Source organism: Micromonospora sp. WMMD734, from assembly GCF_049178975.1.
GTDB lineage: Bacteria > Actinomycetota > Actinomycetes > Mycobacteriales > Micromonosporaceae > Micromonospora > Micromonospora wenchangensis.
On the sequence record NZ_JBMHMK010000001.1, the window covers coordinates 2,138,982 to 2,157,162 of the forward strand.

The 18,181-nt window shown below is 73.6% G+C and carries 14 protein-coding genes; 5 read left to right on the forward strand and 9 right to left on the reverse strand.

The window, feature by feature from the left end:
- Nucleotides 1-89: 89 nt before the first annotated feature.
- Entirely contained in the window at nucleotides 90-923 is an 834-nt protein-coding gene (locus ACN267_RS09040; protein WP_421488403.1) for a helix-turn-helix transcriptional regulator, read from the forward strand.
- 450 nt (nucleotides 924-1,373) lie between these two features.
- Here ACN267_RS09040 and ACN267_RS09045 read toward each other — a convergent pair whose 3' ends face one another.
- Nucleotides 1,374-1,697, reverse strand: a complete 324-nt coding sequence (locus ACN267_RS09045; RefSeq protein ID WP_204959844.1) for a TraR/DksA family transcriptional regulator — start codon at nucleotides 1,695-1,697, stop codon at nucleotides 1,374-1,376.
- 313 nt (nucleotides 1,698-2,010) lie between these two features.
- Here ACN267_RS09045 and ACN267_RS09050 point away from each other — a divergent pair, with 313 nt between their 5' ends.
- The 3 genes from ACN267_RS09050 (at nucleotide 2,011) to ACN267_RS09060 (ending at nucleotide 6,072) form a co-directional block, all read left to right on the forward strand.
- The gene (locus ACN267_RS09050; RefSeq protein WP_281897644.1) at nucleotides 2,011-3,669 is read left to right on the forward strand and encodes an FAD-dependent oxidoreductase; all 1,659 of its coding nucleotides are present in this window, start codon (nucleotides 2,011-2,013) and stop codon (nucleotides 3,667-3,669) included.
- Complete coding sequence (locus ACN267_RS09055) at nucleotides 3,666-5,117, forward strand: ATP-binding protein (protein WP_281897647.1); 1,452 nt, start codon at nucleotides 3,666-3,668, stop codon at nucleotides 5,115-5,117. The genes ACN267_RS09050 and ACN267_RS09055 overlap by 4 nt, the downstream gene beginning before the upstream one ends.
- A 199-nt stretch (nucleotides 5,118-5,316) precedes the next feature.
- The gene (locus ACN267_RS09060; protein WP_204959847.1) at nucleotides 5,317-6,072 is read left to right on the forward strand and encodes a MerR family transcriptional regulator; all 756 of its coding nucleotides are present in this window, start codon (nucleotides 5,317-5,319) and stop codon (nucleotides 6,070-6,072) included.
- 25 nt (nucleotides 6,073-6,097) lie between these two features.
- Here ACN267_RS09060 and ACN267_RS09065 read toward each other — a convergent pair whose 3' ends face one another.
- From ACN267_RS09065 to ACN267_RS09100, 8 genes are all read right to left on the reverse strand, one after another.
- On the reverse strand, nucleotides 6,098-8,941 hold the full coding sequence (locus tag ACN267_RS09065) for an ATP-binding protein (RefSeq protein WP_281897649.1): 2,844 nt from the start codon (nucleotides 8,939-8,941) through the stop codon (nucleotides 6,098-6,100).
- Between the two features lie 177 nt (nucleotides 8,942-9,118).
- Nucleotides 9,119-9,658 (reverse strand): DUF305 domain-containing protein, encoded by a 540-nt coding sequence (locus ACN267_RS09070; protein ID WP_421488404.1) that lies wholly within the window; start codon nucleotides 9,656-9,658, stop codon nucleotides 9,119-9,121.
- Between the two features lie 113 nt (nucleotides 9,659-9,771).
- Nucleotides 9,772-10,530, reverse strand: a complete 759-nt coding sequence (locus ACN267_RS09075; protein WP_204959849.1) for a lytic polysaccharide monooxygenase — start codon at nucleotides 10,528-10,530, stop codon at nucleotides 9,772-9,774.
- Nucleotides 10,531-10,748: 218 nt separating this feature from the next.
- Nucleotides 10,749-12,872 (reverse strand): transporter substrate-binding domain-containing protein, encoded by a 2,124-nt coding sequence (locus ACN267_RS09080; RefSeq protein WP_421488405.1) that lies wholly within the window; start codon nucleotides 12,870-12,872, stop codon nucleotides 10,749-10,751.
- Between the two features lie 395 nt (nucleotides 12,873-13,267).
- Entirely contained in the window at nucleotides 13,268-13,630 is a 363-nt protein-coding gene (locus ACN267_RS09085) for a hypothetical protein (protein ID WP_281897661.1), read from the reverse strand.
- Nucleotides 13,627-14,490: an extradiol ring-cleavage dioxygenase gene (locus ACN267_RS09090; RefSeq protein ID WP_204959853.1), complete on the reverse strand. Its 864-nt coding sequence runs from the start codon at nucleotides 14,488-14,490 to the stop codon at nucleotides 13,627-13,629. The genes ACN267_RS09085 and ACN267_RS09090 overlap by 4 nt, the downstream gene beginning before the upstream one ends.
- 38 nt (nucleotides 14,491-14,528) lie before the next feature.
- A complete protein-coding gene (locus tag ACN267_RS09095) occupies nucleotides 14,529-15,326 on the reverse strand; it encodes a citryl-CoA lyase (RefSeq protein WP_204959854.1) in 798 nt (265 codons plus the stop codon).
- Entirely contained in the window at nucleotides 15,308-16,468 is a 1,161-nt protein-coding gene (locus tag ACN267_RS09100) for a CaiB/BaiF CoA transferase family protein (protein WP_204959855.1), read from the reverse strand. Before ACN267_RS09100 ends, ACN267_RS09095 begins: the two co-directional genes overlap by 19 nt.
- A 249-nt stretch (nucleotides 16,469-16,717) precedes the next feature.
- On the opposite strand from ACN267_RS09100, the gene ACN267_RS09105 reads away from it, so the two are divergent.
- Entirely contained in the window at nucleotides 16,718-18,178 is a 1,461-nt protein-coding gene (locus tag ACN267_RS09105) for an amidohydrolase family protein (RefSeq protein ID WP_281897666.1), read from the forward strand.
- Nucleotides 18,179-18,181: the final 3 nt, after the last annotated feature.

An 18,181-nucleotide genomic window follows, 5' to 3' on the forward strand; every position in this document is an offset into this window, starting at 1 on the left:
TCCGGTGCCGGTCGGGTAGCCAGGGCCCGCCGCTACGGTAGGAACGGCGTTACCAGGCAACCCGCCGGGAGCCCGGCCATCATGGGGCCATGACGAACGATCTCGGCAGTCTTCTGCGGGCGTGGCGGGACCGGTGTTCCCCCGCCGACGTGGGCCTGTCCGGGCACGGGCGACGCCGGGCGCAGGGGCTGCGCCGTGAGGAGCTGGCCGGTCTGGCCGGGGTGAGCGTCGACTATCTGGTCCGCCTGGAGCAGGGCCGGTCACGGCGGCCCAGTCAGCCGGTCGTGGCCGCGCTGGCCCGCGCGCTGCACCTCGACGAGGCAGAGAACGCCCTTCTGCACCAGGCCGCCGGGCTGCCGGTGCCGACCGGGCGGGTGGTGCCGGTGCACATTCCACCAGGGGTCCAGCGGCTGGTCACCCGGATGACCGACTACCCGGTGGCGGTCTACGCGGCGGACTGGAGCCTGATCACCTGGAACACCATGTGGAGCGCTCTGTACGGTGACCCGGCGGGCAGTCCACCCGCCGACCGCAACGTGATCCGGGCGACCTTCTGCGCTGCCCCGAACTGGGCGAACATCCACGGGCCGGACGAGGAGATCGACCGGGCGCTGGTCGCCGACCTGCGTCAGGCCGTCACCACCTATCCGCAGGACGAGGCGCTGCGTGCCCTCGTGGCCGAGGTCTGCGCGGCCAGTTCGCGCTTCCGGCGCCTGTGGCAATCGGGTGCGGCCGGACGGCATGTCAGTTCCCGCAAGACGGTGCGCCACCGGCTGGTCGGTGAGCTGGAGCTGGACTGTGACGTGCTGAGCGTCACCGGCTCCGACCTGCGGATCACCGTCTACACCGCGGCGGCCGGCAGCGCCGCCGCCGAGCGCCTGGATTTCCTGCGGGTCGGCGCGGTGCACACGGTCGGGCCGTGAGGCGGGTCCGGGCGATCGGCGTCAGCGACGTCACGCCGGACAGTCAGTCCGCCACCGCCCCGGCCACGTTGGCCGGGGCCCTCCGCACGTGCGTCGAACGACAGGAACGCCGAGATCATCCTCGGCGTCACCATTCGTTCCGCGATTCCTCACCGACGGAACGTACGGGGCAAGGATGGTCGGTGCGCGTCCTTTCGATCTGACGACGTCAACGACTCAGTTCCGGTCCGCCGACGTCGTCCGGCACGGACGGTTGGGACGCCGGCGGCGGGTGGACGCGTTACGGCGGGTGATGCGTCGACGTCATCAGCTCGAAAGGACGCGAACCACCCACCGGTCCCGCCCGCCGGTCCGGGCCCACCGTCTGCTCCCCGTCGCCGCAGGAGCCCCACGCCGGCCGGAGCCGGCGGTGGCGCACGCCACCGCCGCGCCCGGTCCGGGTCGGACGGGTCAGCCGTGGGCCTTCTGCTGGCAGGGGACGCAGAACCGGGCCTGCGGCAACACCTCCAGCCGTTCGGCCGGGATCGCCACCTGGCAGCGTTCGCAGCGGCCGTAGCTCCCCTCGGCGATCCTGCGCAGCGCGCCGGCCAGGTGGTCCAGGCTCTGCCGGGTGGCCGCGATCAACGCGCCCCGGGTGTGCGCCTCGGCCGGGTCGCCGGTGTCGGCGGTCAACTCGGTCAACCGGGCGGTCTGCGACGCGAACTGGTCGGTGAGGCTCTGCCGGAGCATGGTCAGCCGGCGCTGGTCGGCCTGGTCGTGCAGATCGGTGCTCATGGACGGGTCCTTTCGGAAAAAGAAAAAGGGCCGAAGCCTGCTGGCTTCGCCCTGGTGGCCGTTGCGGAGAATGCGCGGTCTCCGGGTGGGCCACGCCCGGCGGGGATCGGGCTCGGCCGCCCCCGGCCGACCACGACCACCGCCACCGGGGAACCGATGGCGGTCGGGCGGGGGCTGACGGCCGGGAACATGCGGCCCACCATAGGCCGTGTCCGGGAGAAAACCAACGGATAACCACCGTCGGACCGCCCACTCCCGGGCCGCCGTCGGCGGCCCGGACGACCGGCCCGACGGCTGTGCTTACATGGGCACCATGGCACAGCCGGTGATCCTCACCATCGACGACGACCCCGCCGTCTCCCGGGCGGTCGCCCGTGACATCCGCCGCCGCTACGGCGACCGCTACCGGGTGGTCCGGGCCGACTCCGGCACCGGCGGGTTGGAGGCGCTGCGGGAGATCAAGCTGCGGGGCGAACGGGTGGCGGTGATGCTGGCCGACTACCGGATGCCCGAGATGAACGGCATCCAGTTCCTGGAGGCCGCGATGGACCTCTTCCCCGCCGCCCGCCGGGTGCTGCTGACCGCGTACGCCGACACCGAGGCGGCGATCGACGCGATCAACGTGGTCGACCTGGACCACTACCTGCTCAAGCCGTGGCACCCGCCGGAGGAGAAGCTCTACCCGGTGGTGGACACCCTGCTGGAGGCCTGGGCGACCAGCCCCGACCAGGCCAGCGACGAGATCCGGGTGGTCGGGCACCGCTGGTCGGCCCCGTCGTTCGCGGTCCGCGACTTCCTCGCCCGCAATCTGGTGCCCTACCGCTGGCTGCTCACCGACGACCCGGAGGGCGGTCGGCTGCTCGCCGCCGCCGGGGCCGCCGCCACCGACGTACCGCTGGTGGTCACCCCGGACGGCAAGGCGCTGGTCGCCCCGACGGAGGCGGAACTGGCGGCGGTGGCCGGGCTCACCGTCGCCCCGTCCGCCGACTTCTACGACCTGGTGGTCGTCGGCGGCGGCCCGGCCGGGCTCGGCGCGGCCGTCTACGGGGCGTCGGAGGGGCTGCGCACCGTGCTGGTGGAGCGGCGGGCCACCGGCGGCCAGGCCGGGCAGAGCAGCCGGATCGAGAACTACCTCGGATTCCCCGACGGGGTCTCCGGCGCCCAGCTCACCGACCGGGCCCGCCGGCAGGCGCTGAAGTTCGGCGCGGAGCTGCTCAGCACCCGCGAGGTGGTGGGGCTGGAGAGCGCCGGGGCGGCCCGGCTGCTGCACTTCGGCGACGGCAGCACGATCGCCGCGCACACGGTGGTGCTGGCCACCGGGGTCTCCTACCGGGTGCTCGACGCGCCGGGCCTGGCCGACCTGACCGGGCGCGGGGTGTTCTACGGCGCGGCGTCGACCGAGGCGCCCAGCTGCGTCGACCAGGACGTCTGGATCGTCGGCGGGGCCAACTCCGCCGGCCAGGCGGCGGTGCACTTCTCCCGGTACGCCAGCCGGGTGCACCTGCTGATCCGGGGCGCGGACCTCACCGCGTCGATGTCGTCGTACCTGATCCAGCAGTTGGACCGCAACGACCGGATCGTGGTGCACCCGCACACCGAGGTGGTCGGTGGCGAGGGCGACGACCACCTGGAACGGCTACGACTGCGGGACACCCGCAGCGGCGACGTCCACGAGGTGGACGCCTCGTGGCTGTTCATCTTCATCGGCGCGGAGCCACGCACCGAATGGCTGGACGGGGTGCTGGTCCGCGACGGGCGGGGCTTCATCGTCGCCGGCCCCGACCTGACGGCGGGTGGCCGGAAACCTCCAGGTTGGACCCTCGCCCGTGACCCGTACCACCTGGAGTCGAGCCTGCCGGGGGTGTTCGCCGCCGGTGACGTGCGGGCCGCCTCGGTCAAGCGGGTCGCCTCGGCGGTCGGTGAGGGTGCGATGGCCGTCTCGCTGGTACACCGTTATCTGGAGGCACAGTGAGCGACTCCGACGAACGACTCACCCCGGAGCAGCTGCGCGAGCTGTTCCTGTTCGCCGCCCTCGACGCCGGCCAGCTCGACTGGCTGGCCGAACACGGCCGGGTCGAGCACCGGGCCGGCGGCACCGTCGTCTACGCCGAGGGCGAGCCGGCGACCTGCTTCTTCACCCTGCTGTCCGGCACCGTGTCGATGAGCCGACGGGTACACGGCGACGACCTGGAGGTCACCCGCACCGACCAGCGCGGCGTGTACGGCGGGGCCACCCAGGCGTACCTCGGCGGGCAGGTCGACCAGGTCTACCTGAACACGCTGCGGGCGGTCACCGACGCCGCGTTCCTGGTGCTGCCCGCCGAGACGTTCGCCCACGCGGTGCGTACCTGGTTCCCGATGGCCATGCACCTGCTGGAGGGGCTGTTCTTCGGCATGCGCGACACCCAGACCATCATCGGCGAGCGGGAACGGCTGCTCGCCCTGGGTTCGCTGTCGGCCGGGCTCACCCACGAGCTGAACAACCCGGCCGGCGCGGCGGTGCGGGCCACCTCGGCGCTGCGCGACCGGGTCGCCGGGATGCGGCACAAGCTGGCGATGATCGCCGACGGCCGGCTCGACGGCAGCCGGCTGCACACCCTGGTGGAGTTGCAGGAGGAGGCGGTGAAGCGAGCCGCCCGCGCGCCGCAGCTGTCCCCGATGGCGGCCAGCGACGCCGAGGACGCGTTGGCCGACTGGCTGGACGAACAGCGGGTCACCGCCGGCTGGGACCTGGCGCCGACGCTGGTCGCCGCCGGTCTGGACACCGCGTGGCTGGAGCAGGTCCGCGAGGTGGTCGGCCAGCAGGACCTGGAGTCGGCGGTGCGGTGGCTGTCGTACACGCTGGACACCGAGCAGTTGATGGCCGAGATCGACGACGCGGTCACCCGGATCTCCACCCTGGTCGGCGCGGCCAAGCAGTACTCGCAACTGGACCGTGCCCCGCACCAGGTGGTGGACGTGCACGACCTGCTCGACGCCACCCTGGTCATGTTCAAGGCCAAGGTCCCGCCGGGGGTCCGGGTCGTCCGGGAGTACGACCGGGACCTGCCACCCGTCCCGGCGTACGCGGCCGAACTGAACCAGGTGTGGACGAACCTGATCGACAACGCCCTGTCGGCGATGGGCCCTGCGGGCACCCTGACGCTGCGCACCGGTCGGGCCGGCGACCTGCTGGCCGTCGAGATCGTCGACACGGGACCGGGGATTCCCGAGGCGGTCCGGCCGCGTATCTTCGAACCGTTCTTCACCACCAAGGCCGTCGGTGAGGGCACCGGGCTGGGACTCGACATCTCGTACCGGATCGTGGTCAACAAGCACCACGGCGACATCCGGGTGGAGAGTGCGCCGGGGGCGACCGTGTTCCGGGTGCTGCTGCCGTTCACCGCGCCGGCCCGCGCCACCGACGCCCCGGGACGCTGACAGCGAACCGTTCCGTCCAGGGCCTGCGTGATCGCGCGGTCACGGAGGATAATGGTTGGTCGCCGGTGGGGGCAAGTAGTGGTTCCCCTTATGTCGCGCGGGAGAGGCCCGGCCATACGCTCGGCCCGGGGGGTCTGCCGTCCGCCGCAACCGGCCGGTAGGTCGCCGTACCCCGTCCCCGACGCAGGCGGAGGCCACCGTGACCATCGACCGGTTGACGACCGGGCCGGCGACCGCCGGTACCCCGGTCGGCTACACCGTGGAGGAACTCGCCCGCAAGGTGGGCATGTCGGCGCGGAACATCCGTGCCCACCAGGCCCGCCGACTGCTGGCACCCCCGGTACGCCGGGGTCGGGTAGCGCTCTACGACGACTCCCACGTCCGCCGGCTGGAGGCCATCCTGACCCTGCAACGGCAGGGCTTCAACCTGGTCTCCATCGAGGCGATGCTCGGTGTCCGGGCCGGGGACGACACCCCCGACGGGATGACCGCGATGCTGCAACGGCTGGCTGCCGAACGGCCCGCGTTGACCCACGCGCTGACCCGGCACGGGGTGATCGGGCGGGCGCCGGACGGGACGGTGCGCACGGTGCGGCCCCGGCCGTTGCGTGCCGCGTTGGACCTGCACCGGGTCCGGATGGGCACGGTGCCGGCGTTGCAGGCGCTCAGTGAGGTGCTCGACAGCGTCCAGCCCCTCGCCGACGAACTGGTCGCGGCGGTCACCGCCCGGATGTTGACCCTCGCCCCCGAACTGGGTGGCGGCGGGTCCCGGCCGTCGTGGTCCGACGGGGACCGGGAGACGATCCTGCTGACCCAGGGGGTGGTCAACGTGCTCACCGAGGCGTTCCGGCTGGCGGTGGAGCACCAGGCCGAGGCGCACATCGCGGGCCTGCTGGACAACAACGGCCCGCAGGCCGGGCCGGTCGGGAACGGCGCTCTGGTCGACAAGGGCTGACGCCGCCCGGACCGGGATGCGGGCCTCAGCGGTCGGTGTCGTCGAAACGGGACACCCAGGCGACCAGACCGGACCGGGACTCCACACCCGCCTTGCGGTAGATCCGGGTCAGGTGCGCCTCCACGGTACGGGGGCTGATGTGCAGCTGACGGCCGATCAGCCGGTTGGTGACGCCGGTGCTGGCCAGTCGGGCGATGTGCCACTCCCGGTCGGTCAGGGCGGTCTCGGCGAGCGCCCGCACCGGCCGGGCCAGACGCAGGCCGACCCGTTCGGTGCCGCACCGGGCGGCCAGTTCCTCTGCCCGGCGGCGGGCCCGCACGGCGGGGCCGTGCTGGTCCACCGCCTCGGAGGCGCGGGCGATGGCGACCAGGGCGAGGCTGTGCCGCAGCGTCATGCCGGCGGCCCGGAACCGGTCCGCCGCGGTGCGCAGGTACGGCAGCGCCGTCAGCACCTCACCCCGGGCGAGCAGCACCTCCCCGTACGCCGATTCGGCGAAGGCGTGCTGGCCGGGCAGGCCGAGCAGGTCGGCGTCGGCCAACGCGGCGCGGGCCCGCCGGTACGCCTCCGGCAGGTCCCCGGCGGCCAGGGCGGCGGCGCAGAGCAGTTCGTGCCACATCGGTCGCAGGGAGGCCTGCAGGCGGGTGAGCCGGCTGTCGCCACCGGCGTCGGTGAGCATCTCCACACAGGTGGCGGGGTCCCCGGCGAGCAGCGTCGCGGTGGCCAGCGCGGTCGCCGCGGTCCGTCCCGACCAGCTGTCGAGGTCGTTGGCGAGGTCCACGGCGGTGCGGGCCAGGGCCACCGCCCGGTCGTCGTCGCGTGGGCCGCCCCGCCACGCGGTGGCCTGTGCCTCGAAGGCGAGGGCGAAGCTGAGCAGGGAACGGCTGCCGATCCGGCGGGCGATGCCGCCGGCCTCGGTGGTCAGCCCGATCACGGCGCCGAGCTGGCCCCGGTGGTAGGCGACCTGGCTGCGGCCGAGCAGCAGTTGGCACAGGCCGTCGTCGCGGTGGGCGTCGCGGACCAGGGCGATCCCCCGGTCGAGGTGCCGGGTGGCATCGGCGGGGCGTTCCAGGAACAGCTCGGCCAGCCCGAACGCCAGCAGGCAGTCGGGACGCTCGCGCAGGTCCCGGTCGGGCAGCGCGTCGACGATCGGCGCGCCGGCGGCGAGCAGCTCCCGGGCGATCTGCACCTCGCCGTCGTGGGCGGCGGCGAGTCCGCGTACGGCGAGCAGGCCGGCCCGGTCGATGCCGCTGGCCGCACCGTCGGGTGCGCCGCCGGGCACCGGTGACGGGTGGCCGGACAGGATGCCGATCGCGCCGAGTTCGGTGGCGAGCTGGTACGCCCCGGCGGTCGGCGTGGGTGTGCCGACCAGTTCCCGGCGGCTGATCGCGGCGGCCTCGGCATAGTTGCCGAGCAGGCGTTCCACCCGTACCCACTGGGCGACGGCGGCGACCCGGCGGCCGGTCGGGTCGACGGGCAGCTCGGGCACGACCTCCCGCAGCAGGGTGCGGCTCTCGGCGAGGTTGCCCATCTCGCCGGTGATCCGGGCCAGCAGCAGGGTGACGTCGTGCCGGCAGTCCGGGGAGCCGGCCGGGGGGCGTACCGCGCGCAGTGCCGTCCGCAGCCAGCGGACGGCCAGTTCCGGGGCGTCGCCGCGGATCTGCTCGGCGGCCCGGCAGAGCACGTCGACGTAGGGTCCGACCGGCCGGCCGTGGGGCAGGCCGAGCAGGTGTTCGGCCTGCGCCACCCGCTCGGCCGGCGGGGCCTGCCGGGCGAGCAGCACGGTCAACGCCCGGTGGTGTGCCTCCGCCCGCCAGGCCGGGTCGGTGTCCTGCACGACCGCCACCCGTAGCACCGGGTGCCGGAAGGTGAACCGTGCGGTGGCCGGGACGACCCGCAGCAGGTCCCGGCGGACCAGTCGCCAGGCGGACTCGGTCACCTGCGGGGCCGGCAGGCCGGCGACCTCGGCGAGCAGGTCCACTGCGCAGGGTGTGCCGCACACGGCCGCGGCACGCAGGCAGGTCGCGTCGACCGGGGACAGGCCGGCCCACTCGGCGCGCAGGGTGGCCACGGCCCGGTCGGTGAGTCGGGGCCCGGTGGTCGACGGGGAGTCCTGGTCGCCGTCGGCCGACCCGACGCCGTCCAGCGCGGCGAGGTAGCCGGGGTTCCCGGCGGCCTGGTCGTGGCGGCGGCCCAGGTCGGTGGGGTCGTCGTGCGGGTACAGCTCGACGGTGTCGGCGAGGCTGAGCGGTCCCAGTTCGATCCGTTCCCGACGCCGGCCGCCGGGGACACCGTCGTCGGGCGGGCCGAACGGCATCGCGGTGTCGAGCTGGCGCGGCCGGTAGACCAGGATCAGCAGCAGCGGCGCGGGCACCGGGTAGCGCAGCAGGTGGGTGACGAGCCCGGTGGACGAGCTGTCGGCCCAGTGCAGGTCGTCCAGGACCAGGGCCAGCCCGTCCCGGGCGGCGAGGGTGAGCAGCCGGCGGGCCAGCTGGTAGGTGCGGAACTGGCGTCCGTCGAGCGGGCCGACGCCGGGCACGGTCGGCAGGCCGTCGGACACGTCGGTGGGGTGCTGCGGGTCGATGCTCACGGGGTGGGGGGCGCCGAAGGCGTGCCGGAAGACGTGGAACGGGATGTCCCGTTCGGCCTCCACGCAGGTGCCGACCGCCCGGGGCAGGGCCGGCACGCAGCCGTCCAGCGCGGCGTGGACGAGGCGGGTCTTGCCGATCCCCGGGTCGCCGACCACCTCGCACACCACCTGGGTGCCGGTGCGGACGCTGTCGGCGTGGGCGGCGCGGATGCGGGCGATCTCCGGCCGCCGTCCGACGAATGGTGAGCCGGACAGCGCATCCTCCAGCCCAGCTGCCGTCACGCAGATCACGGTTTTCCCTGCGACACTCCAATGGGGATTGCCGGGACTATACCGGTGGTCGGAAACACGAGGAACATCGATGTCGCGGGGGCGACCGAACGGTTCGGCCTGCTGACCGTACGGGTGGGGGAACCGGCCGTTCCGCCGTGGCGTCGGCGTCGCATCGCCGGTCGGTGCTCAGCCGGTGGGCGGGGCGACCCGCAGCGCGGCGATCAGTCGCAGCTGCGCGGTACGGGACTCGTCGATGCGCCGGGCCAGGTCGCGGACGGCCGGGGCGACCGCCACCGCCAGGTGCGCCCGGGCCAGCGCGGCGGCCTGCCGTTGCTGGGGCACCAGCACCGCCACCAGGGCGGCGTCGTAGCCGGCTTCCGGGGTGCCGCGCAGCAGCGCCACCGGGTCGCCGGTGCCGCCCGGGTCGGGGTGGTTGTGCCGGTGCTGGCCGGTGTCCGGGCCGGCGGTGGCGATCCACCGGCGGGCCTGGGCCACCTCGTCGGTCTCGGTGGCGTCGATCGCCGCGACGAGGATGCGCAACCGGGGTTCCCGGATCCGCTGCGGCGCGGCCCGGACGATGGCCAGGGTCCGCTCCTGGTGGGCCGTCATGGCGTGCAGGAACACCAGGTCGAGGCCGTCGACCACGGTGGTCGTGCCCGACGGCGTCGGCGCGGGGGCGGCCGGGGACCCGGCGGGCGCGCATCCGGCGAGCAGCAGGGCCGTCACGGCGGCCACGGCACCCAGGCGTCGGCGGCCGGGCCCGCCGCCGGCTGATCGGGGGCCGGTGGCGGGTGGGGGCGCGACGCCCGGTCGACGCGGCGGCATGGTCGGCGGCCGGGTCAGATCCGGGTCCACAGGGCGGGCACGTACGGCGGCTCCCAGCCCGGCAGGGCGGTGTGCGCCTGCCGGCACCGGTAGCTCACCGCCTGGTAGGTGACCACGTCGCCGACCTGGTAGCTGCGGCCGGCCGTCCAACTGCCACCGGCGGTCGGCGGCGCGGTGGGGGTGGGGGTAGGCGTACGGGTCGGGGTCGGCGTGGGGCCCGGGGTGCGGGTCGGCGACGGGCCCGGGGTGGGGGTGGGGCCGGTCCCGCCGATCTGCACGTCCACGCAGGAGTAGAAGGCGTTGGCGGTGTCGGCGATGTTCCAGACCGCCAGGATCTTCTGCCGGCCGGTGAAGCCGCCGAGGTTGACGGTGTGCGAGACGGTGGCGTCGGGTTGCCGGCCGCCGCCGTCGACGACGCCGACCCGGGTGCCGCCGATGAAGTACTCCCAGTTGCTGGTGGCGTGCCGGGCGGTGTTCACCCAGGTGAAGGTCACGGTGCTGCCGACCGGGGTGGCCGGCCAGCCCCGGTTGTCGTCGTTCAGGACGTCGAACTGGGTGATCCCGGCGCTGCAACTGCGCAGCCCCTTGACGCCTTCGACGCTCTGCGGCTCGTAGCGGATCTGACCGCAGTCGGGCACCTTGCCCTGGGCGCAGAGGGCCTGGCGGCTGGGTGGGGCGGAGACGTAGCCGTGGGCCTGGGCGGGCGCGGCGAGGCCCAGGGAGGTGACGACGGCACCTGTCGCCACCAGGGGGACGGTGATGGTTCGACGCATGACGCACTCCTCGACGGTCGAGCCGGTCCGGGCGGGCTCGGTGGACCTCGGGTGGACCCGGGCCGTCCGGCGACCCCGCACCCGGTCGGATCGGATCCACCTCGGGACGACTGTCATCACGGTAAATTAAAGATTGTTAACAGTAAAGCGTCCTTACGATTTTTCTCCGCTCGGCCGGTGGACGCCGCGGAGCCGACCGTCCGCGAGGGCGGCCGAGCCTAGCCGTCGAGGCGCAGCAGGCAGCGCGGGTCCTGCACCGTCGTCGGCCGCTGCCGACGGGCCAACGCCTTGAGCAACGACTCCCGCAGCGGCAGGCCGAAGAGTTCCGCCGAGTCGCCCGGCAGATCGACCAGGCTGGGGCAGGACACCCGCGACCTGATCTGGTCGTTGGCGACGATCTCCACCCCGCCCCGGTCGGACAGCACGGTGGTCGACTCGTCGTCCGTCGAGACGACGTACCCGCGCAACTGGCGGGTCGGCGGGTCGGTGTCCGGATCGCCCGCGGCCGGTGACCCCGACGGGCCGGTGGTGGGCGGCGCGGCCGTCGGCACCGCCACCTGGATCGCGGTGGACGGCAGGATCGGCGTGCTCACCACCGTGTGCAGCACGCCCATCGTGAGTAGGACGGCCAGCACGGCGGCGGTCCGGACGAAGGCCGCCACCCGGCCCGGACGCAACGGCCCGTCGGCACCGGTCAGCAGCAGCACGGCCGGCCAGCCGGCGATCAGGGCGAGCGCCTCCTCCCCCTCGACGAGGGCCGCCGCGACGGCCGCCCCGACGATCGCGACGCAGAGCAGCAGGCCCGCCAACGCCCAGCCGCGAGCCGGTAGGAACCCGCCGTTGCGCCCGTCGGCCCCGCGTCGACCGACGACCCGCAGCGCCAACGCCCAGGCCGGGGCGAACACCAACGGGGTGCTGGCGGCGGCGGCCAGGATGCTGCCCCACACCACCCATCCCGGTGCCCGGGCCGTCCAGCGCGCCACCGCGTACCGGTCCCGCAGCCGCCGCCGGTCGGCATCGTCGACCGCCGCGCCGAGCACCACCGCGCCGATGGTGAAGACCAGGGCGGGCAGAGCGGGGAAGACCCACACCACGGACAGGCTGACCGCGGCCAGGAAGTTGATCGGGTTGACGCTCTGGGCCAGCATCAGGGTGAACTGGCGGTCCCCACCGGACTGGATCCACAGGTACAGCGCGGACACCGCGACCGGCACGCCGACCAGCAGCGACCACACCCCCGACGGAGCACCGCCCGGTTCCGGCTCGCCCGACGGGGTGGGCGCGGCGGCGACCGGCCGGCGGGTCACCACCCGCCCCAGCGTCCGGCGTCGTCGCCGGTGCGCCACCGTCCGACCCCGACGCGCCGCCACCACGGGTGGCACCACCGCCGGCAGACCGACGATCCCACCCGTTCCGTCCTGCCCGTCGCTGCCGTCGCGCAGCAGCCGCCCCGGCGCGTACGGTTGCGAACCGGTGAACCCCGCCCTGCGCAGGGTGTCCTCCATCGCCCTCTCCCAGGCTCCGCGCTTGCCCTTCCGCCAGCTGGCCACCAGGAACGAGTCGACCAGGGCCTTCAGCGCGGGATCGTCCCGGGCCACCCCGATGCCGTACGCGGCCGACGCGGTGCCGGGAATATCGTCTATCCTCCACCCCGGTTCCGCGGCCCAGACCAGGCCACGCAGCAGGATCTCGTCACCGGCCACCCCGTCGGCCCGGCCGGCGCGTACGGCCGCGAAGCACTGCCGCAGATCCCGGGCGAGCAGCAGGGGGTTTCCCAGCCGGGTGGCGTCGGCCGCGGCGCCGGACCCCGGCACCACGCACAGCCGATCCCGCCCCGGATCGGTTGGCCGGTTGCCGCGGGTGGCCAACACGGTATAGCCGATCAGGTAGGGGCCGGCGAACTCGACGACGCGTTGCCGCTCCGCGGTGATCACCAGACCGGCGAAGGCGACGTCGACCCGGCCCGAGGCCAACGCGTCCAACCGTTCCGTCGGCTCCAGCGGCACGAATTCGACGGGCACCCCGATCGACCGACCCAGATAGGTGGCCAGGCTGGCTTCGAAGCCGGTGAACCGGACCTTGGCTTTCGGGTCCTCGACGTTCGGTGTGTCGACCCGGGTGCTCAGCAGGGGTTGGTCGGCCAGCACGCCCGCCCGCAGCGCGCGGCCGGCGATCGAGGAACGCCGCAGGTAGTCCGCGATGGTCGGGCTCTTCGACGCGACCAGGGAGAACGCGGCGGTGGACACGGCCACCAGCGCCAGCGCCAGGAACGGGCCGCTCCCGCGCCACGGGTCCGCCCGCAGAGGTATCCGGCCGGGCAGGCGGCGGACGCGCGCAAGCATGGGCACCATCCCGACGGGTGACGAGCGGCAGCGGCCCGGCCTCGTCCCGTTCCCCGGCCGGGTCCACATCGGAGTCGTACTCAGATCACCAGCCTGTCGACCGGCCCGCATCCCCCGGTCGGCCAGGCCGGTTGTCGGTAACCGGACCCGGACCGTGCGGGGTGCCTGCCCTCCCCGGCGACAGCGCCGTCGGGTGGCCGGTCAGGGCCGGAGCCGGCCGGGCGGGGTGGCGTGCCTGGCCTCGCCGCGGGCGCGTTCCCCCGGGCGGAGCCGGTCGAGGTACCGGCTGCGGGCCAGCGGGAGGCACCCGGCAGGCTCGATCCGGTCGTCGCCCTCGGGGGTGACCGGTCGGGTGACCCGGGACGCCGGCAGCGCCGACCGCCCTTCGGCTGGCGTCAGGTGGCGATGTCGGGGTAGGGCAGCGAGAAGTGGGCCAGCCGCAGGCCGTACTGCTTCTGGTAGGCCATCGGCTCGGGGTGGTCCCGTTCGAACATGGCGATGAACAGGGTCAGGGTGAGGAACGGGTGCGCGCCGAGGGCGAAGAGCCGGACGTGGTCGTGGCTGGCCAGCGCGTCGCGTTCCTCGTCGGTGAAGCGCAGCCAGGTGCTCGCCTCACCGGCGTGGCAGTTGAGGACGGCGTTGGCGCGTTCGGTCTCCCACCAGGTCACCGTGCCCAGCGGGTCGGTGCGGTAGCGCTCGACCAGCTCCGGGTCGCGGTCGACGGTGTAGAGGAACTTGTCGACCAGGTAGCGGCTCATGCCGGCGCTCCGTTCGGGTACCAGGTGAAGTACGCCTCCATGGTGTGGAACAGGTCCAGGGTGTCCACGTGGTCGGCCTTGGCGCCCGCGCCGGCCACCCCCATCATCAGCATGAAGTCCATGAAGCCGTGGGTGGCGTTGCCGGGGGCGTGCAGGCTGTCCAGGGTCACCTCGGACAGGCAGCCGTCGAGGTCGCCGTTGGCGATCCACTCCACCGCCCGGCGGTCGAACTCCGGGTCCGGGCCCTGCGGGCCGAACTGGCGCGGCCCGCCCAGCTCCAGCGACAGGTGGCCGGTGCCGATGACGGCCACCCGCAGGTGGCTGGGCCAGCTCTCGACGATCTCCCGGATGGCCGCGCCGAGCTGCACGAACCGTTTCGGCTGCGGCAGCGGCGGGGCGAAGATGTTGGTGTAGATCGGCACGATCGGCAGGTCCGCCTCGGGCCGCAGCGTGATGATCGGGCAGGTGATGCTGTGGTCGATCCGTAGCTCGTTGCTGAAGGCCAGGTCGAACCCGGCGTCCAGGCCGGCGCGCAGCACGTGGGCCGACAGGTCCTCCTGGCCGCGCAGCAGCATCTTGGGCAGCCCGAACTCGCGTTCCTCGTTGTACCAGTTGGCGTCGTAGAACGGGGCCTTGCCGACCAGGAACTGCGGCATGTTGTCCAGCCAGAGCTGGTGGAAGTGGTCGGAGCCGACCATCACCAGCACGTCCGGCCTGGCCCGGGTGAGGGTCTCCCGGAAGGCGAGGATCTTGCGGGCCCACTCGTCGGCGAACGGGGGCCGGTCCTCGCCGGTGGCGGTGGTGGCGCGGTAGTAGAACGGGTGGTGGGTGGAGGCGATGACCGCGACGACCTGGGCCATGGCCGCTCCTCTCGCAGACGGTAAAGGTGGTGGGGGGATCAGTCGGCGTCGTCCGGCACGTACCGGGCGTTGCGGTCGACGGTGTGGTAGATGTCCATGCCGAGCGGGCGGCGGCGCTCCTCGGCGAGGTGGCCGAGCAGACCGGCGGTGCGGGCCAGCAGGGCGAAGCCGCGTAGCAGGTCGATCGGCAGGCCGAGGTCGGCCAGGGCCGCGCCGCACACCCCCGCGCCGTTGAGCGGCAGGGTGCGGCCGAGCACCTGCGGGTGGACCCGGCCGATCGCCTCGAACAGCCGCAGGTGCGGCCCGCGCAGCCCCTCCTGCTCGGCGATCGCGATCAGCACCGGGGTGCGCGGGTCGGTCTCCTTGTGCACCGGGTGGCCGAGCCCCGGCACCAGACGCCTGGCGGCGCGGGCGGCGCGCACCGCGTCCAGGGCGACGGCGTCCCAGCCGGCGTCGTCGGTGGGCGGGTCGGTGAGACCGGCGAGGGTGTCGGCGAGGAACCTGCCGCAGTCCTCGGTGACGCCGAGGAAGCGGGAGCCGCCGCCGAGCAGGCCGGCGGCGATCGCGCCCTGCAACGCCTCCGGCGCGCTGAGGTACGTCAGCCGGGCGGCGATCGCCGTGGGGGTGAAGCCGTGGTCGGCCAGGGCCACCAGGACGGTCTCGAAGACGCGTACCTCGCCGGGGCCGGGGCGACGCCCGGCGACCAGCCAGAAGGCCAGTTCACCGAAGCCCACCCGGCCCATCAGGTCGCCGGCCAGGTCCTGACCGAGCAGCCGGATGGTGGTCGGGTCGGAGGTGCCGATCGAGGTCGGGAAGTCTAGCTGCCGGTCAGCCACGCGCGGATCTCCTCGCCGTGTTCGTCGAGCGCGGGCGGCGGGGTGCCGTACCGCGCGGGGGTGTCCGAAAGGGTGATCGGGTGCCGGATGCCGGGCACCGCGGCGGCGCCCTCGCCGACGGTGACCACCGGGTCCAGCCCGAGGCGTTCGGCGAGCGCGACCCCGCCGTCGATGGTGTTGATCGGGGCGCAGGGCACCCCGGCGGCCATCAGGTCGGTGAACCACTCGTCGCGGGTGCGCCGGCGCAGCCGTTCGACCAGCAGCGGGCGCAGCTCCTCCCGGTTGGCGGTGCGGTCCTGGTTGCGGGTGAACCGGGGGTCGTCGACCAGCTCCGGCAGGTCGAGCACCTGGCAGAGCCGGCGGAACTGCCCGTCGTTGCCGGCGATGACGATCAGCTCGCCGTCGGCGACCGGCAGCGGCTCGTACGGGAAGAGGCTGGGGTGGGCGTTGCCCATCCGGAAGGGCACCACTCCGCCCGCGACGTAGCCGCTGCTGTGGTTGACCAGGCCGGACAGCGCCGAGGAGAGCAGGTTGACCTCGACGTGCTGGCCGCGCCCGGAGTCGTGCCGGTGGTGCAGGGCGGCGAGGATGCCGATCGACGCGTGCAGCCCGGCCATCACGTCGAACACGGAGATGCCGGCCCGGTAGGGCGGGCCGTCCGGGTCACCGGTGAGGCTCATCAGTCCGGAGATCGCCTGCACCATCAGGTCGTAACCCGGGTAGGCCGCGCCCGCGCCGGTGCCGAAGCCGCTGATCGAGGCGTAGACCACCCGCGGGTTGCCGGCGGCCACGGTGTCGTAGTCCAGGGCGAAGCGGCGCAGCCCGCCGGGCTTGAAGTTCTCGATCAGCACGTCGGCGCGGGCGGCCAGCTTGTGCGCCACGGCCAGGTCGTCGGGGTCCTTGAGGTCGAGCGCGATGGACCGTTTGTTGCGGTTGATGCCGAGGTAGTAGGTGGAGACGTCGTCGCGGACCGGGGGCATCCAGGTGCGGGTGTCGTCGCCGCCGGGCCCCTCCACCTTGATCACCTCGGCGCCGAGGTCGGCCAGCAGCATGGTGGCGTACGGCCCGGCGAGGATGCGGGAGAAGTCGGCCACCACGACGCCGTGCAGCGGACCGGTCCGGCCCGGTGTCTCCTCTGCCATACCCCACCCCTCACGTTGACCGCCAGGCGGACGAATGTCCGCTGAGCCAGTTTCCCGACGAGCCCGGGGGACGTCAACCACCCCGAAGGAATTCTCGGGAAACTCCCAGCTCTACGCCCTGGTAAACGACCAGACATGCGACGGTAACGTGCCCTTGACATGGCCGGTGACCGGTAACACACTGGCGAAACCTGAACTGACCGTACAGCGGACAAGCGTCCGCAAGCACCCCGAACGGAAGTGGCGGCGATGAGCGCGAACGAGGGGCGGACACCGGCGGCGGGCCAGCCGGTGGTGTTCCGCAACGGCCTGGTGCTGACCATGGACGACGCCCGCACGGTGCTCCCCCGCGCCGACGTGCTGGTGATCGACGACCGGATCGCCGCCGTCGGCCCGGAACTGGCCGTGCCCGAGGGCACCTGGGAGATCGACGCGGCCGGCGGCATCGTCATGCCCGGCATGATCGACACCCACCGGCACATGTGGCAGACCGCGATGCGCGGCTACGGCGCCGACTGGACACTGACCCAGTACTTCGTCTGGTACTACCTGGAATCCGGCAAGCTGTTCCGCCCCGAGGACGTCCACGCCGGCAACCTGCTCGCCGCCATCGAGGCCGTCGACGCCGGGGTCACCACCACCGTGGACTGGTCACACGGCCTGCAGACCCCGCAGCACGCCGACGCCGCCGTCGACGCCCTGGAGGCGGTGCCGGGCCGGTTCGTGCTCGCCTACGGCAACCTGCAACAGGGGCCGTGGCAGTGGGCCACCACCCCCGAGTTCCGCGACTTCGTCACCCGCCGCATCCACGGCCGGGGCGACCGGCTCGGCTTCCAGATGGCCTTCGACGTCACCGGCGACCCGGCCTTCCCCGAGCGGGCCGCCTTCGAGGTCGCCCGGGACCTCGGCGTGCCGGTCACCACCCACGCCGGCGTATGGGGGGCCACCAACGACGACGGCATCCGGCTCATGCACGAGCACGGGTTCATGACCGAGTCGACCGTCTACGTGCACGCCGCCACCCTCAACCGCGACTCGTACCACCGGATCGCGGCCACCGGCGGCTCGGTCTCGGTGTCCACCGAGAGCGAGCAGAGCGCCGGCCAGGGCTACCCGCCCACCTGGCAGCTGCGCCACCACGACATCCCGGTCTCGCTGTCCATGGACACCAGCGTCTGGTGGAGCGGCGACCTGTTCTCCGCGATGCGCGCCACGCTCAGCGCCGACCGCTCCCGGGAACACCTCGAGGCGCACGGTCGACAGGAGACCGTCACCCACTGTCACCTGCGTGCCGAGCAGGTGGTGGAGTGGGCGACCCGGGGCGGTGCCCGGGCGCTCGGCCTCGACCACCTCGTCGGCGCCCTCACCCCGGGCCGCCGGGCGGACGTGGTGCTGATCAAGAACGACCGGTCGCCGGTGATGTTCCCGATCCTGCACCCGTACGGCCACGTGGTGTTCCAGGCCCAACGCGGCGACGTGCACACCGTGCTGGTCGACGGTCGGGTGGTCAAGCACGAGCACCGGCTGGTCGACGTCGACCTCGCCGCCGCCCGCGCCGCCGTGGAACGCACCGTCGAGCACCTCACCGACGCCATGGGCGTCGACGCCTGGGAGAAGGGGATGAACCCGGACGTCCCCGAGACGGCGGTGCTGGACAACCCCTACACCTACACCGAGTGGGACGCCGGCTCGGCACAGTGGAAACATTAGCCA